Source organism: Shewanella sp. M-Br, assembly GCF_036245925.1.
Classification (GTDB): domain Bacteria; phylum Pseudomonadota; class Gammaproteobacteria; order Enterobacterales; family Shewanellaceae; genus Shewanella; species Shewanella oncorhynchi.
The window spans coordinates 135301-151108 of the sequence record NZ_BJBV01000013.1; the positions used below are offsets into that span (position 1 = coordinate 135301).

A 15808-nucleotide genomic window follows, 5' to 3' on the forward strand; every position below is an offset into this window, starting at 1 on the left:
AAGTGCAAGCTAAGCCACTCACAAGGTTACAAATTTTACGACATTTTTACGCGCTATCTTAAAATGCCTTTGCTAAAGTACAGGCACTTTCTTTATATGCGTCTTTCTATTCATGACTTCATCCATAGCGGCTCCCATGACACAATACTGGCGTTCGCACCCGACTTTATTTACCTTCATAGTGCTAGTGACGGCCATTTTCAGCAGCGCCTTTATCGATCACTTTTCAAACTCGACTATCGCCGTACTGCTGATTTTACAATTGGCCGTAGTGGCCGTAGCCCTACAATGCAACGCCAACTTGGCCTATTTTGCAGCAGTGTTTGAGGCGACCAGCTTTAATTTTCTATTTACCACACCACGTTATTCACTCCAGATGTTTAATCTTGAGGACATTCTCAATCTCAGTGTGTTTCTGCTTGTCGCCCTCACCACAAGCAAATTAGCCGAACACTATCGACGTCAGCAAGATGCTCTCGAACAAGCTCAGTTACGCAACAGTATTTTGCTGTCGGTTTCCCACGATTTACGCACCCCACTCGCCACTATCATAGGCACGCTCACCACCCTAAAGGAATACATGCCTAAGCTCAGCCCAGACCAAAAGGATGAGCTGATTGATAGCGCGGCGGCCGAAAGCCATCGCCTGCACCAATATATCGAAAACCTGCTGCAAGCCACTAAGTTACAACACGGCGCACTCAAATTTAGCTTGAGTGAAGACGCCATAATGAATGTATTACACCAAGCTATTGCCCGTTTTCCAGCCACGCAGCCGCGCATTATCATCAAGAGTGACGCCGATCTACCGTCACTGATGATCTGCAGTTCATTGATTGAGCAAGCTATTTTTAATGTATTGGATAATGCGCTGCGCTATTCGCCTTCTGATAAGCAAGTCATAGTAAAAGCGTATCAGCAGGGCGATGCATTATTGTTAGATATCCAAGATGAGGGTCTTGGCATAGAACCCGCTCAGGCGCAGGCAATTTTTGAACTCTTTTATCGCCAACATCCCTCAACCGATAGCGGCTCGGGCCTTGGGCTTGCTGTTGCTAAGGGGATAATTACCGCCCATGGTGGCCAGATCAGCGCCGAACCTGTCGCTCATGGCAGCCTTATTCGTATCGCATTGCCGATAAAAAAGGGAGAGGAATAAATGGCTTATAAGGTGCTGGTCGTCGATGACGAAGCGCAAATCCACACTTTTATGCGGATATCGTTAGAAGCGGAAGGATTCGAATATCATGGCGCCGCCTCGATTGCGTCAGCCCTAGCGCAATATCATGCGCAGCAGCCACATGTGTTAGTGCTCGATCTTGGCCTACCCGATGGTGATGGCATCAGCTTGCTGCAAACCCTACGTCAGAGTGACAAAGTGCCAGTGCTTATCTTAACCGCCCGCGATCAAGAGGAAGAAAAAATTCGTCTTTTAGAAGCTGGCGCCAATGACTATCTCAGCAAGCCATTTGGGATCAGGGAGTTAATCGCTCGCATCAAGGTTTTAGTCCGCGACTTAGTCGATGAACCGCAATTAAGTGATTTACTGCAGTTTGGCGCACTTAAGTTGCAAAAAAGTACCCACCAGCTTTGGCTCGATCAGCAAGAAATCGCCTTAACCAAAAAGGAGTTTGCCCTGATGGAGACCTTAATGTCTCACCCTGGTCAGCTCGTTAAACAAACTGAATTACTGCGGGATATTTGGGGTAAAACCCATCAAGAAGACAGTCATTATCTGCGGATTTTAGTCAGTCAGTTACGTAAAAAACTCAATGACAGCAGCGAGCAGCAGCTCATTAAGACAGAAGCGGGCCTAGGTTATCGCTTAACAAACAATAGATAAGCATCTGTTATAAATTAGAAAAGGATATTTTAATGGCACATTTTACCGTTATTGGCTTAGGGCGATTTGGTGTCGCCGCTAGCCTAGAGTTGATCCACTTAGGCCACACGGTCACTGGCGTGGATAGTGACCCTAAAATGGTGGAAAAATATGTAGAAGACTTAACCGAAGCGGTTATTTGTGATTGTTCCGACGAAGCCGCACTACGTGAGCTAGACCTCGCAAACAGTGAAGCCGTTCTGGTCGCAATTGGCGAAGATATGCAATCAAGTTTGCTGTGCACCTTGGCACTGAAAAATCTGGGAGTAGAAGTCATTTGGGTCAAGGCCAGCACTAAAGCCCATCACACTATCGTCTCTAAACTCGGCGTCGCCCGCATCATACATCCAGAGGAAGAAATGGGCATACGTGTCGCCCAGTCACTCAACTATCCTATGGTGAACAATTTCCTGCCGATTGGTGATGGTCTCTATGTGGTCGAAATCCATATCAAGCCTCACCTTGATCAAACTACTGTCAGCCAACTACTCGGCGCTGCACAGGATGATGTTAAAGATGATGCAAAAAGCAATGTGATACGCAATCCTAAAGGCAAAGTCGCCGCCATTATGGTTAAGCGGGATCTGACGGTTTTCAGCAAAATTGATAGTCAATTTATCCTGCAAACGAATGACGCCTTACTGCTCTGCGGTAGCCGTACTGAGCTCAAATACCTAGCGCCAAGGTTGGTGTAACTTGGTTCAATGGCATCCCTCCATCATGGCGATTGAGCATAAACCCAAATCGAGTAAAAAGTTGTTAGGCGCGCCGCCCTTTATCCTAAGCGTGAGCTTTGCATTGTTGATCATCTTAGGCACTTGCTTACTCAAACTGCCGATAGCAACCGAATCTTCTGTTACTTGGCTACAAAGTCTGTTCACGGCCACCTCGGCGGTAACAGTGACAGGGCTTGTCGTTGTCGATACTGGCACTGTTTTTACACCCTTTGGGCAAATCGTCATAGCGCTGTTAATCCAATGCGGTGGACTTGGGCTGATGACCTTCGCCATTGTCACCTTGATTGCCATTGGCGGCAGAATTGGTTTTTTGCACCAAACAGTCGCAAAAGAGGCTTTTAATCAAACAGATACATCGACTCTAGTGTCAACGGCAAAATCAGTGTTAGTGTTTTCCTTACTGGTTGAAGCCGTAGGCATGGCCATTCTTTCCGTGTACTGGAGTCAGGAACTTGGTTGGCAAACCAGCTTATTCCACGGTTTTTTCTACACCATCAGCGCCTTTAACAACGCAGGTTTTGCCCTCAGTGCCGACAGCCTAATGCCCTATGTTGCCGATCCTGTCATTAACCTCACCATCACAGGCCTGCTCATCATAGGTGGCCTCGGATTCTCGGTGTGGATAGATCTTCGTAGGAACAAACGTTGGTCAAAACTCAGCGTTTACAGTCGCATGATGATCACAGGCACTATAATTATCAACGCCGTCGCCGTAATTGCGATTTACTTTATTGAGTACAACAACCCCAATACCTTGGCGCCCTTAAGCGAACTCGGTAAATGGTTAGCCTCATGGTTTCAAGCCGTGACACCGCGTACCGCAGGCTTTAATACACTAGCAATTGACCAACTCGAAGATGGTACAACGCTACTCATGCTGGTATTGATGTTTATTGGCGGCGGCTCATTAAGCACCGCCAGTGGCATTAAGGTGGTCACCTTTATGGTGCTCATCTTGGCAACTTATGGCTATTTACGCCGCGATGAAGCCATTTATGTATTTAAGCGCGAGATCCCCAAAGATACCGTCAGTAAAGCCTTGGCGCTAACCATGATCTCCATTGGCGTCACTTGGCTAGCCATCTTCGCACTGGTATTAAGTGAAAACGCACCGTTAATTGATATCGTCTTTGAGGCAGTATCAGCACTGGGCACAGTCGGTTTGTCCCGAGGTCTGACAGGCAACTTAACGACTCTAGGCCAAGCCATCATCATTTTTATAATGTTCATGGGTCGCCTCGGCCCACTCGTACTCGCCTACTTCCTCGCCAGCCCAAGGACCAAGAAACTGCGCTACGCAGAAACTAAACTGGCGATTGGTTGAGTGATTAATTGGACGGCAGGCACTGCAAGATAGTCAGTGCCGCCATTCGAGCATGTTCACGACAGTGACACGCCGTTCGGTTGTTTTATAAAAGTATCTTCACACTTGGAGTCATGTTCCGCTACCCACATTTTCCACTGTCGCTCGACCAACTCTTTCATTGGCTCATCCTGCGGTAGTGGGTGTATTTCGAAGTCAGACAAAGTAGCTTCATAAAGCGTTTCCCCTCCATCAACAGGAGCGCGCAATCCAGCCACAAACACGTCTTCAGCTAATTTAACATCTCCCAGAAGCGCCAATGCATAAGCTCGATTGCCCAGAATTAAGCCGCTTAAACTTTCTGGTTCAAGATAAATTAAACCTTTATCGAAATACTCAAGAGCTTGCTTGAAATTAGCTTCTGCCTGCTCAACATTATCCTTGATCAAATGTTCTTTTCCATCAGAAAGCCGAGCAAAGCCAATGCCATTATATGCATTGGAAGCCATCTCTTTCAGAACCAACTCGGTCGCATTACCAAAGCGGCGAACCAGCTCGTTATAAGTCTCCATCGCAGCTTCGGGCTGCTTGAGCTTATATTGTGTACCACCTTTGTTTACTAGCGCTCTGGCAACCTGTTCTTTCAGTACCAACTCAGACGCACCATCAAAGCGACGTACCAGCTCGTTATAAGTCTCCATGGCAGCTTCTGGTTGATTGAGCTGACCTTGTGCCATACCTTTATAGAGCAACGCATTGGCAACCTGCTCTTTCAATACCAGCTCAGTCGCACCACCAAAACGACACACGAGCTCATTAAAAGTTTCTATCGCTGCCTCAGGATGGTTGAGCCGACCTTGTGCCACACCTTTGTTTACTAGCGCTTTGGCAACCTGCTCTTTCAGTACTAGCTCTGTCTCGTCAGTAACACGACACACAAGCTCATTAAAAGTTTTAATTGCTGCCTCAGGCTGGTTGAGCCGACCTTGTGCCACACCTTTATTTAACTGTGCTACAGCAACTACTTTTATTAACTTCAGATCCGTCGTACGGTCAAATCGACTCACTAGTTTGTGATAAGTATCCACTGCAGCTTCAAGCAGATTTAGCTTACCTTGTGTCATACCTTTGTTCGCCAACGCGGCTGCGACTAGGTAATTAATCTTCGGGGATTCATCTTCGATGAACATGCTAACCAATTCGTCATACGCCAAATTAGCGTCGGCCAGTTTGTCTGATTTGTTAAAGATACTGGCTTTACGAAATAAAGATAAAGAAATTTTTTCTTTAATATCAATTGATTCTGAATCTATAAACCTAGCAACTAGCCCGTCATATTCAGCTATAGCTGCATCTGGGTTGTCGTCTTTTTCAAATGATTCAGCTTTACTGAAAAATGACTGAGCTATTAGCAGCTCACTCTGTGATTTGAGTTCTTGATGCAAAGCTTCATGCTCACAACGCAGCGTAGCAATTTCTAGTTCTCTCGCATTTTCAAATCTCGCCTGTTCGGCCTCAATTAGAGATTTACCTTCTGAATTGAAATATTCTCTTGCGGCTTTGGTTGCCTCGCTGACAGCACGATTTTTTGCAGACCACCCCATAGCTATAGCCGTAATTGTGATAATTAGGCCAAAGACGGCCAGCACCGCGCCCCAAAAATTAGTATAAAAATTAATATCGCTGATTCTTCTATCATAGCTAGCCAATTCTTTTGACTGACTATCTGCTTGAGCTACCAGTTTCTCTTTCAACTCAACTAGTTGTAATTGCAGTTGTTGAAGTTCTTTTTCAGCATCTTCCATATCGCTGCTGTTAAGTGTTTGCAGCTGAAATAAAGCTTCTAATCTAGCGCTTCGCTCTTGTAACTGAATAATCTGCGTAATTACCCAAGATTGCTCTACAACAGGCAGGGCTTCCGTTGATTGCTTTGTGGCAGCATAGGAAACATTACTGTGAATGCTAAGAAAACCGACTATTAACAGGCACTGCAGGTATATGCGAAATGGAAATAATTGAGACACAGCTATCCTTTGCGAGATCTAATTCATAATGAAATAGTTAATCTACTGACATTCATAAATAAAAACCACTTACTTGGCATGAATTTGAGTAAACTTGTGAGTCTTGAACCAATTAATTTTTTTACTTATGCATCGTTCTTCGAAAATGATAGCGCCAATATCGGTTTATCATTCAAAGCCAGCTCGTGAATAATAAACCGAACAATTCCTCACAAAACCACAGACAATCTATTTTTCATTTTTAACCAAAGTGGCCTGTAATCTAATTTCATTATTCTCATTCAAATTAAGGACTAAACCGCCCTTCCTGCGGCGACGCCAGATGCCCAGGCCCATTGAAAATTAAACCCGCCTAACCAACCACTTACGTCCATGACTTCACCGATAAAGTAGAGTCCTGCGACTTTGCTGGCTTCCATAGTTTTGGATGACAACTCATTACTATCAACGCCGCCTAACGTCACTTCGGCGGTACGGTAGCCTTCGGTGCCATTCATCAATACTGTCCAGCGGTGGAGATCATCCACAAGTGTTGCGCGCTCGGCGTGAACTAGCTGATTTAAGGCTTTATTCAACAGGGCTTCATCGAATAGTACTTCCACCAGCCGTTTAGGTAACCATTGGCTAAGTGTATTGCGCAGGCTTTGTTTTGGATGCGCAATGAGCTGCTGCTCAAGCAATTGCGCCAAATCCATATTCGGCAAGAGATCGATTTCTATGGTTTCGCCCGCTTTCCAATAGTTGGAAATCTGCAAAATTGCGGGACCCGATAAGCCACGGTGAGTGAATAGCAGCGCTTCGCTAAATGCAGTGCCATCTTTGGCGGTAATGCGGCTCGGCACTGCGATTCCCGACAAGGGCTCGAAACGAATTTTATCTTCACTGTGCCATGTAAACGGCACCAGACCCGCGTGAGTTGGCAATACTTTGAGGCCAAACTGCTCGGCCAGTTGATAGCCGTAAGGCGTGGCGCCGAGTTTAGGCATGGATAAGCCACCCGTGGCGATAACCAGTGAGTCGCAGCTCAGTTCGCCGTTAGAAGTGTTAAGTTCAAAGCGCCCAGATTCGGCTTTTTTAACGGCCAGAATATCGGTGCGCAGCTTAATGGTCACGCCAGCCCATTCACATTCGGTGAGCAGCATAGTAACGATTTCTTTAGCAGAGTCATTGCAAAACAGTTGGCCGTGATCGCGTTCATGGTATTCAATCCCGTGACGCTCGACCAATTCAATAAACTGCTGCGAGGGATAACGCGCGAGTGCCGACTTAACAAAGTGGGGATTGCCACAGAGGAAGTTAGCGGGCTCGACTTTAAGGTTGGTAAAGTTACAACGCCCGCCGCCGCTGATGAGGATTTTACGCCCGGCTTGCTTGGCATTGTCGAGTACGAGTACATCACGGCCTCGGTAACCCGCGGTCGCTGCACACATCAATCCCGCGGCGCCGGCTCCGATAATAATGACATCATGATGTTTCACGCTCTTACTCCACACAGATAATTGATTGATATTGACTGCCAACGGGCAATTTGCTGACTCGCGAACCTTTAGCAAGCAAATCATGCAACAGCTAAACGGAGCAAAGATAAGCTCAAACGCTAGGCACAAAAAAGGGCGCTATTTTAGCACCCTTTCCTTTATTCGGCATTACAGCATCATCACGGCTCGCGGTTTATTGCGTAGGCGTTTCTGATTTCTTTTCTCTGCTGAGCAATTCTTTCGCAGCATCGACCGGCGCTTTGCCTTGATACAAGACTTGGTAAATCTGCTCAGTGATTGGCATTTCAACCCCGAGGCGTTTCGCAAGCGTAAACACTTCTTTGGTATTGCGATAACCTTCAACCACTTGGCCAATTTCAGCCTGTGCTGTCATCACATCACAGCCTTTACCTAAGGCTAAACCGAAACGACGGTTACGGGATTGGTTGTCGGTACAGGTCAACACTAAGTCGCCTAACCCCGCCATGCCCATAAAGGTGGCGGCATTGGCACCTAAGGCTTCGCCTAAACGCGTCAATTCGACTAAACCACGGGTAATCAAGGCTGTTCTGGCATTGGCACCAAAGCCGATACCGTCGGACATGCCCGCGCCAATCGCGATCACGTTCTTTACCGCGCCGCCAAGTTGCAGTCCGGTAAAGTCGTCGTTGGCGTAAACCCGCAAACGTTTAGGGCTGTGTAACAGCTCAACGAGATCGTTGGTGAATTTAGGACAAGTGCCCGCGACCGAAATGGCCGTAGGTAAACCCATGGCTAATTCTTTCGCGAAGGTCGGCCCAGATAACACCGCCAGCGGATATTGCTCACCTAACACATCACGGGCCACATCTTGCAGCAAACGTCCGGTTTCAGGCTCGAGCCCTTTCGTTGCCCATACGATGCGCGCATCGCTACGGAGTAACGGTTTAGCTTGCTCAAGCACAGTACCAAACACATGGCTTGGTACGACCACTAACACATTGTTGCTGGCGGCTAAGGCTTTGGCTAAATCGGCTTCGATCTGTAAACAATCAGGAAACGCAATACCAGGCAAAAAAGCTTGGTTGCACTTGTCTTGAGCGAGCGTTTGCATGTGGACAGGATCGTGTCCCCATAACAAGGTCTTATGACCGTTGCTGGCTAAAGAAATGGCAAGGGCGGAGCCATAAGAGCCCGCCCCTAATACCGTGATATCGGCAGAGTTTTTCATGTAATTAAGCGTTAGCTTCTTCGGCAGCTGGTGCAGTCGCAGCAGCTTGACGTTGTTGCACGTATTGGGCAAACAGCGCGTCGAAGTTAACAGGTGCTAAGTTCAGTTGTGGGAAAGTACCACGACCGACTAAGCTGCCCACGGTTTCGCGAGCATATGGGAATAGGATGTTAGGGCAGTATGCACCTAATGAATGGGCCAATTGTGGCTCAGTCAGACCAGTGATAGAGAAGATACCGGCTTGTTGTACTTCACATAGGAAAGCGGTGTCGCCACCATTTTGTGCAGTCACAGTTAAAGACAGGACAACTTCATACACATCATCAGCTAATTTAGCGCTGCGCGTGTCTAAATCTAACTTAACTTCTGGGTTCCATTCTTTTTGGAATACCGCTGGGCTGTTAGGCGTTTCGAAAGACACATCTTTAGTGTAAACACGTTGGATGTTGAATTGTGGGGCTTGTTGTTCGTTGTTTGCTACTTCAGCCATAATTTCCTACCTATCCTATCAATGTTGTATCGGCTTTTCGTTGAAAGCCAATTATTATTTGAAAGCCAATTACTATTTGAACGTAAATTGGCTCGGGGCTTATGTTACTCAAGGCCTATATCAGATCTCGGTATCATCCCAACTTGTACCCATATTCGGGTATCGATCGAACCAGTCTAAAAACTTACATTAAGCCCTTAGCGACCGTAGGATCAGTATGCCAAACAATGATGACTTTATTACTGCACTATCCTGTGGATTGAGTACAGCTTAAATCATAACTGCCGCCGACAACTTATCTTTTGCTTTTTGAAACAGGCATATTTGCTGCCTGCCATTCACCCATACCACCTTTCAAGTTGTACAGGTTTTCAAAACCTTGCTTACTCAAAAGCTGAGCGGCTTGAGACGAGGTCATGCCAGCATTGCATACCAATATAATGGGACTGGCTTTATACTTTTCAAGGGCTGATATCTGATTATTTTTAATATCGGCGAGCGTAACATTAAGTGCATCAACAATATGGCCCTTGCGGAACTCGTCATTCGAGCGCACATCAACCACTTTAGCATCCTGTCTATTCACCATAATCGTTAATTCTTGATGAGAAATACTTTTGATTTTTGACATGCTCGATTTGATGATACTCGCGACAAGCACAACAAATAATCCCACCCAAGCCAGACTGAGCATTGAGTGAGCTTTAAAAAATTCGATATATTCTTGCATGATGATTGCCCGCATAAATGGCGAAAATTCGATAAGGGCACAGAGTATACCGATTGCCTTGGCAGAATGCAGCAGTTTAGTCACAGTTCGAGATCGCACTTTTAGTGCAATTGACTCTGTACTTGTCACAAGCCACTCACAGAATCGGGCGAATTAGTGATTCGATGACCTTAATCGGGGTAAAGCGCTTTTTCATACCCCGCTAACGTAGTAATATTTGACCAATTTCAGATTTCTATCGCTTCTATAAAACTTAAAGGTATCACTATGACGACAGCTAAACGTCCGCTCGCGTTGTTGATCCTCGATGGCTGGGGCTACCGTGAAAACACGCATAATAATGCGATTTTCCACGCCAAGACTCCGGTACTCGACCGTCTCAACGCTAAATATCCCCATAGTTTGATTTCAGGTTCTGGCTTAGATGTTGGCTTACCTGATGGCCAGATGGGAAATTCTGAAGTTGGCCATATTAACTTAGGCTCTGGCCGTGTGGTTTATCAAGAACTCACTCGTATCAGTAAAGCCATTGCAGATCATGAGTTTGAAAAAAATCCTGCACTATGTGATGCGGTAGACTCAGCCATCAAAGCTGGCGGAGCAGTACACATTATGGGCTTGCTTTCCCCCGGCGGCGTCCACAGCCATGAAGAGCATATCGAAGCTATGTGCCGTATGGCCGTTGCTCGCGGTGCTACTCAGGTTTATCTGCACGCTTTCCTCGACGGACGCGATACGCCACCGCGTAGCGCTAAGGGTAGCCTGAGTCATTTTGATGATCTGTTTACTACATTAGGCCATGGCCGTATCGCATCGATTATTGGTCGTTACTTTGCTATGGACAGGGATAATCGTTGGGATCGCGTGTCACAAGCCTACGATTTAATCACCCAAGGTAAGTCAAAATTCCAATACGACAATGCCGTTACAGCATTAGAAGCGGCTTACGAACGTAACGAAAACGACGAATTCGTCTCTTCATCGGCGATCACAGATGCCAACGGTCAAGTTGCGACCTTAAAAGACGGCGATGCCCTGATTTTTATGAACTTCCGTGCTGACCGCGCCCGTCAAATCACCCGTAGCTTTATTCACCCAGACTTCGATGGTTTCGAACGCGCTGTTATGCCGAAAATGCACTTCGTCACTTTGACTGAGTATGCTGGCGACATCACAGCACCTATCGCTTATCCATCTGAAAACTTAGTGAATACCTTAGGTGAAGTGCTGCAGAAACAAGGTCGTACTCAGCTGCGTATCTCTGAAACTGAGAAATACGCCCATGTGACTTTCTTCTTTAACGGCGGTAAAGAAGAGCCATTCGAGGGAGAAGATCGCATCCTAATCAACTCGCCTAAAGTGGCAACCTACGATCTACAGCCTGAGATGAGTTCATCTGAGCTAACTGACAAGTTAGTCGCAGCAATTGAATCAACCAAGTACGACGTGATCATCTGTAACTACCCCAATGGTGACATGGTTGGCCACACGGGTAATTTCGATGCCGCCGTTAAAGCTTGTGAAGCTGTCGACGCTTGTATCGGCCGTGTGGTTGATGCGCTGGCGAAAGTGGGCGGAGAATGTATTATTACCGCCGACCACGGCAATGCCGAGCAAATGACCGACGAAACCACAGGTCAGGCTCACACGGCCCACACCAGTGAACTCGTGCCTTTCGTCTTTGTTGGACGCGATGCGACCATAGATGAAGGTGGTAAACTCAGCGATGTTGCACCAACCATCTTGACCTTGATCGGCGAAGCCATTCCAGCTGAGATGACGGGCAAACCCTTAATCCACATAAAAGAGTAACCGTTACCTAGTGAGCACTCGACTCCTTGTTAAAGCCAGCATTATTGCTGGCTTTATGATGTTATCTTTCTCGGCACACGCTTCTGATTTGGAGAAGCGTAAGTCCGAGTTAAAATCAATCCAAACGCAAATAAATCAACAACAAAGCGCATTAAAAACCACCAGTAAACAAAGAGAAAAGCTGCTGTCATTGCTGCGTAGCGATGAAGAAGCGATTGCGTCAGCTGCCAAAAAAGTCAACAGCACCAAAAATAGCTTAGCGCAAATCGACACTAAACTTGCCGAGCTAAAACAACGTCAAGATGAGTTAGAAACGCTTAAAGTGACTCAACAACAAACACTGTCGAAACAGCTGTCGAGCGCCTATCTTGCCGGTAATCACGATTACACTAAGATGATGCTTAATCAGCAAAGTCCCGCCACTATCGAGCGTATGTTGGCTTATTACCAATACCTCAATAAAGCGCGGATGAAGTCGATCAACGAATTAAAGCAAACCTTGACCGAGCTAGATGAGATCAAGGTGTCGCAAACGAGTAAACAAAAGCAATTAACGAAACTCGTAGCCGAACAACAAGTACAAGCTAAACGTTTGAGCCAAGAGCAAGATCAGCGTCAACTGACCATCAAAGAGCTGCAACGCACCTTAAATTCTAAGGGTGCAGAGCTTGAGCAGTTGCAAATTGAAGAGGCCAGCTTAAAGCGCGTCGTTGAACAAGCGCTGCGGGCCATGAAAGATAATCCCTCGATGGAAGGCTTTGGTAAACAAAGTGGAAAACTTAAATGGCCAACAAAAGGTCGTGTGAGTGCTAGCTTTGGTAGCCAACGTTCCGGTCAAGTAGTGTGGAAAGGCACTATGTTGTCTGCACCAGAAGGGCAAAATATTCGAGCCGTTTCAGGTGGTAAAGTCATTTATGCCGACTGGTTACGCGGTTTTGGTCTTGTCATGGTCATCGATCACGGTAAAGGTTATATGAGTCTTTACGGTCACGCTCAAACCCTACTAAAAAGCCCTGGTGAGATGGTAAAAAGCGGTGAAGCGATTGCTTTAGTCGGACGTTCAGGTGGACAGAGCGAGCCTGGCCTATACTTTGAAATAAGGCATAAAGGGCAAGCCGTCGATCCAGCGAAATACTGTCGCTAATCATAACGGTCCCCTTATCACAGGGGACCGTTATGAAATACATGATCCGCTATATCAGTTGCGTTGGATTAGGTCTCACTTTAGGCCTATCCATCAGCCTCTCCAGCCAAGAGAACGCGAAATCCTACCGCGACAACTTTGACTATCCATTACTACAAGATGTACTTGAAACGGTTGAAACTTACTATATCAAAACCGTTCCCAAAGAAGAGCTAGTGCAAGCCGCCATCAAAGGCATTTTTGAACATCTCGACCCCTATTCCAGCTTCTTGAATCATCAAGAATTACTCGATCTTAAAGATTCTAATCGCGGCGAGTATTTTGGTTTCGGTTTCGAAGTCGCGGCCCAAAAAGACCACATCAGCATCATAGCCCCCTTTGCCCATTCTCCCGCAGAGCAAGCGGGAATACGTGCGGGTGATATTATTATTAAACTTAACGACACCCTGGCGACTGAAACGAATCTAGCCGATATCCTTACTGAAATAAAAAGACATAGTCTCAATAATCAGAGTATTAACTTAGAGCTAAAACACAGTAATGACGATGCCATCTTTAAAGTGTCACTCAAGCCAAGCAATATCACTATAGAGTCGGTCAGCACTCAACTGCTTGATGGCAATATTGGCTATGTCAGATTAAGCAACTTCCAAGAAAACTCTACCGAAGATATGGTGCGCTCGCTCAGCCAATGGCAAAAGAAACCACTCACAGGACTTATCTTAGACCTACGTAATAATCCCGGCGGCCTACTCGACCAAGCGGTTAAAATTGCGGATCTCTTTCTCGCCAAAGGACGCATAGTCTCGACCTCTGGCCGCTTCTTCGACGCCAACTCTGACTACTATGCCTCACCGCAAACCATGTTAACTAACGTGCCTATGCTAGTGTTAATCAACAAAGGCTCGGCCTCTGCATCCGAAGTTCTCGCCGCCGCATTACAAGAAAATGGTCGTGCAAAACTCTTAGGTGAGACCAGTTTTGGCAAAGGTACAGTACAAAGCCTGATCCCCATCTTAGAAGATGGTAACGCGATTAAACTCACAATTGCCCAGTACAATACTCCTAGAGGTGAAAACATTCACAACATAGGGATCATCCCCGACATAAAAATTGCCGCCGAAACTGGTTCCGGCGTTGGTAATTTAGCTATAATCGACGCCCTATCAGCCCATGCATCACTGGCCCAAGATCATCAAGTGACCTCTGCCATTGCATGGATACAGCACCATGACGAATAAGAAGAAATTGTGCGCTTACTTTATTCCTTGGCCCTATTGGCCCTAAGCATTTCTCAAAGCTATGCAGCCCAGCTTGCACTCATTATTGATGACATAGGTTATCGTCATACAGATAAAGCCGTGCTGGCACTGCCCAATACAGTAACACTCGCTGTATTACCTCATACCCCACTTGGCAAAGAACTCGCTAACGCAGGACACCAAAAAGGCCACGAAATTATGCTACATCTTCCCATGCAGGCGCTTAATGGTAAGACATTAGGGCTGGGGGGGTTAACCAATACGATGACTGAGGCACAAATTCGCACCAGTGTTATTGATGCGATTAACAGCGTTCCCTTTGCCAAAGGTGCCAATAACCACATGGGGAGTCTATTAACTCAACTAGACGATCCCATGCTCTGGGTCATGGAAACACTCAAACAAAAGCAGCTGTATTTTGTCGATAGTATGACAACACGATTCACTAAGGCAGGGGATAACGCAGATAAGCTAGGCATTCCTTTATTAAAACGCCAACTGTTTCTAGACAATGATACTAGTGCCAATGCACTCGAGAGACAATTTAACTTAATGATAAGTCAGGCACATACCCAAGGTAGCTTGGTGGCGATTGCCCATCCTTATCCAGAAACTATGCGCTTCTTAGAGGCTAACCTACACAGACTTAAAACCGAGGGGATTGATCTGGTGCCAGCATCGAGTTTGCTCCCCATCGGTATTGCACTTAAAAGTGGTACTAATCCAGTTGCAGTACTGAAATAGAAAAGTCTGGCAGCAAGGCGACTAACTCATCACGGTTACTCACAATATCCAGCAAAGTATATTGATCCAGCACATTCAAATAAGCTTCAACAGCCTGGGCTAACACGCCTTTAAGCTTACAGGCTGGTGTAAATCGGCAGTAAGGTTTGCTGCAATCAATCGGGGCGAGTGAGTTTTCTAACACTCGAACTAACTGCCCTAGGTTAATCTCACTCGCAGGCTTACCCAAACGGAAACCGCCCATCTTACCGCGGATGGTTTCAAGGTAACCCATCTTGCCTAAATGATGCACTATCTTAGAAACATGATTTGGTGACAGATCAAACACCTGCGTAATTTCAGCAATCCTAAATAAAGTTGTTCTATCTGGCTGAACCGCTAAATACATCAGGGTACGAACGCCAAAATCGGTATAACGAGTTAACTGCATATTTCACCTGTCAGCGATAAACTTAATGAGAGGTCTGAGATTCGAGTTGGGTAATCAACCAAATCGCCTCTTCGTTTGAATGACCACAAACATCATCAGATGCATCGAAATCACTACAAACCGCAGGACGATCAGGCGAGCCGAAAATCAAACATAAATTGGCATCGCTCAATTGCACACAACGTTCACCCGCCGCCTTACCCTTTGGCATACCCGGAATACTGCTGCTTATTGAAGGCGCAATACAGCAAGCACCACACCCAAGACGACAATTCATTCTCGTTACTCATGAAAGACATAAGGCATTATACCGTTTAATTTGTCCGAGATCAGTGTCACAGGTCAATACTGCCAAGTCGCGCACAGGAGGTTTTCAGAACGTGAAAGAAACAATATTGATAAAGTGGAATAAAGATCGGCAAAAAAGTAGGTTTTGATTTTTAACATTGAAGCGAAAGCGTCATATTCTGGTAAGGATTTCATCTACATGATGCCCGAGTATGACGATAACCACATGCTTCGAACCCGAAGCATTAGCGTCACTGACACGAAAATATCAGCA

Annotated in this window: 15 protein-coding genes; 8 read left to right on the top strand and 7 right to left on the bottom strand. The window is 46.2% G+C overall.

All coding sequences use genetic code 11. The features are described 5' to 3' along the window. Positions 1–112 precede the first annotated feature (112 nt). From AAA952_RS12795 to AAA952_RS12810, 4 genes are read left to right on the top strand one after another with little or no spacing between them, the layout of a single operon-like run. Positions 113–1159 (top strand): sensor histidine kinase, encoded by a 1047-nt coding sequence (locus AAA952_RS12795; protein WP_113941211.1) that lies wholly within the window; start codon positions 113–115, stop codon positions 1157–1159. After that, positions 1160–1843 (top strand): response regulator transcription factor, encoded by a 684-nt coding sequence (locus tag AAA952_RS12800; RefSeq protein WP_338257519.1) that lies wholly within the window; start codon positions 1160–1162, stop codon positions 1841–1843. Between the two features lie 32 nt (positions 1844–1875). After that, positions 1876–2577, top strand: coding sequence for a potassium channel family protein (locus AAA952_RS12805; RefSeq protein ID WP_105250904.1), 702 nt, complete (start codon positions 1876–1878; stop codon positions 2575–2577). Between the two features lies 1 nt (position 2578). Beyond that, positions 2579–3943, top strand: a complete 1365-nt coding sequence (locus AAA952_RS12810; RefSeq protein ID WP_113941208.1) for a TrkH family potassium uptake protein — start codon at positions 2579–2581, stop codon at positions 3941–3943. 56 nt (positions 3944–3999) lie between these two features. Here the strand turns inward: AAA952_RS12810 and AAA952_RS12815 are convergent, their stop codons facing one another. From AAA952_RS12815 to AAA952_RS12835, 5 genes are all read right to left on the bottom strand, one after another. Then, positions 4000–5946: a tetratricopeptide repeat protein gene (locus AAA952_RS12815; RefSeq protein WP_338257522.1), complete on the bottom strand. Its 1947-nt coding sequence runs from the start codon at positions 5944–5946 to the stop codon at positions 4000–4002. Between the two features lie 293 nt (positions 5947–6239). After that, positions 6240–7424 (bottom strand): NAD(P)/FAD-dependent oxidoreductase, encoded by a 1185-nt coding sequence (locus AAA952_RS12820; protein ID WP_338257524.1) that lies wholly within the window; start codon positions 7422–7424, stop codon positions 6240–6242. 193 nt (positions 7425–7617) lie between these two features. Continuing rightward, complete coding sequence (gene gpsA, locus AAA952_RS12825; RefSeq protein ID WP_173497252.1) at positions 7618–8634, bottom strand: NAD(P)H-dependent glycerol-3-phosphate dehydrogenase; 1017 nt, start codon at positions 8632–8634, stop codon at positions 7618–7620. Between the two features lie 4 nt (positions 8635–8638). Further along, the gene (gene secB, locus AAA952_RS12830) at positions 8639–9124 is read right to left on the bottom strand and encodes a protein-export chaperone SecB (RefSeq protein ID WP_006083777.1); all 486 of its coding nucleotides are present in this window, start codon (positions 9122–9124) and stop codon (positions 8639–8641) included. A 295-nt stretch (positions 9125–9419) separates the two neighbouring features. Next, complete coding sequence (locus tag AAA952_RS12835) at positions 9420–9854, bottom strand: rhodanese-like domain-containing protein (RefSeq protein WP_105253030.1); 435 nt, start codon at positions 9852–9854, stop codon at positions 9420–9422. A 267-nt stretch (positions 9855–10121) separates the two neighbouring features. Here AAA952_RS12835 and gpmM point away from each other — a divergent pair, with 267 nt between their 5' ends. Genes gpmM through AAA952_RS12855 form a run of 4 tightly spaced genes read left to right on the top strand, consistent with a single transcriptional unit; the run spans position 10122 to position 14816 of the window. Beyond that, positions 10122–11666: a 2,3-bisphosphoglycerate-independent phosphoglycerate mutase gene (gene gpmM / locus AAA952_RS12840; protein WP_338257529.1), complete on the top strand. Its 1545-nt coding sequence runs from the start codon at positions 10122–10124 to the stop codon at positions 11664–11666. Positions 11667–11676: 10 nt separating this feature from the next. Continuing rightward, positions 11677–12810, top strand: a complete 1134-nt coding sequence (locus tag AAA952_RS12845; protein ID WP_113941204.1) for a murein hydrolase activator EnvC family protein — start codon at positions 11677–11679, stop codon at positions 12808–12810. A 32-nt stretch (positions 12811–12842) separates the two neighbouring features. Next, positions 12843–14051 (top strand): S41 family peptidase, encoded by a 1209-nt coding sequence (locus AAA952_RS12850; RefSeq protein ID WP_263237138.1) that lies wholly within the window; start codon positions 12843–12845, stop codon positions 14049–14051. 9 nt (positions 14052–14060) lie between these two features. Then, complete coding sequence (locus tag AAA952_RS12855) at positions 14061–14816, top strand: divergent polysaccharide deacetylase family protein (RefSeq protein ID WP_263149110.1); 756 nt, start codon at positions 14061–14063, stop codon at positions 14814–14816. Here the strand turns inward: AAA952_RS12855 and AAA952_RS12860 are convergent. Together AAA952_RS12860 and AAA952_RS12865 are read right to left on the bottom strand one after the other, a co-directional pair. Further along, a complete protein-coding gene (locus AAA952_RS12860; RefSeq protein ID WP_105250838.1) occupies positions 14791–15246 on the bottom strand; it encodes an Rrf2 family transcriptional regulator in 456 nt (151 codons plus the stop codon). The genes AAA952_RS12855 and AAA952_RS12860 overlap by 26 nt on opposite strands. Before the next feature lie 22 nt (positions 15247–15268). After that, positions 15269–15523, bottom strand: a complete 255-nt coding sequence (locus AAA952_RS12865) for a YkgJ family cysteine cluster protein (RefSeq protein WP_113941201.1) — start codon at positions 15521–15523, stop codon at positions 15269–15271. Positions 15524–15808: the final 285 nt, after the last annotated feature.

Coding starts and splice junctions, on each gene's coding strand:
- AAA952_RS12805 (WP_105250904.1), top strand. CDS start 1,876: ATGGCACATTTTACCGTTATTGGCTTAGGGCGATTTGGTGTCGCCGCT.
- AAA952_RS12795 (WP_113941211.1), top strand. CDS start 113: ATGACTTCATCCATAGCGGCTCCCATGACACAATACTGGCGTTCGCAC.
- AAA952_RS12865 (WP_113941201.1), bottom strand. CDS start 15,523: ATGAATTGTCGTCTTGGGTGTGGTGCTTGCTGTATTGCGCCTTCAATA.
- secB (WP_006083777.1), bottom strand. CDS start 9,124: ATGGCTGAAGTAGCAAACAACGAACAACAAGCCCCACAATTCAACATC.
- AAA952_RS12835 (WP_105253030.1), bottom strand. CDS start 9,854: ATGCAAGAATATATCGAATTTTTTAAAGCTCACTCAATGCTCAGTCTG.
- AAA952_RS12800 (WP_338257519.1), top strand. CDS start 1,160: ATGGCTTATAAGGTGCTGGTCGTCGATGACGAAGCGCAAATCCACACT.
- gpsA (WP_173497252.1), bottom strand. CDS start 8,634: ATGAAAAACTCTGCCGATATCACGGTATTAGGGGCGGGCTCTTATGGC.
- gpmM (WP_338257529.1), top strand. CDS start 10,122: ATGACGACAGCTAAACGTCCGCTCGCGTTGTTGATCCTCGATGGCTGG.
- AAA952_RS12850 (WP_263237138.1), top strand. CDS start 12,843: ATGAAATACATGATCCGCTATATCAGTTGCGTTGGATTAGGTCTCACT.
- AAA952_RS12860 (WP_105250838.1), bottom strand. CDS start 15,246: ATGCAGTTAACTCGTTATACCGATTTTGGCGTTCGTACCCTGATGTAT.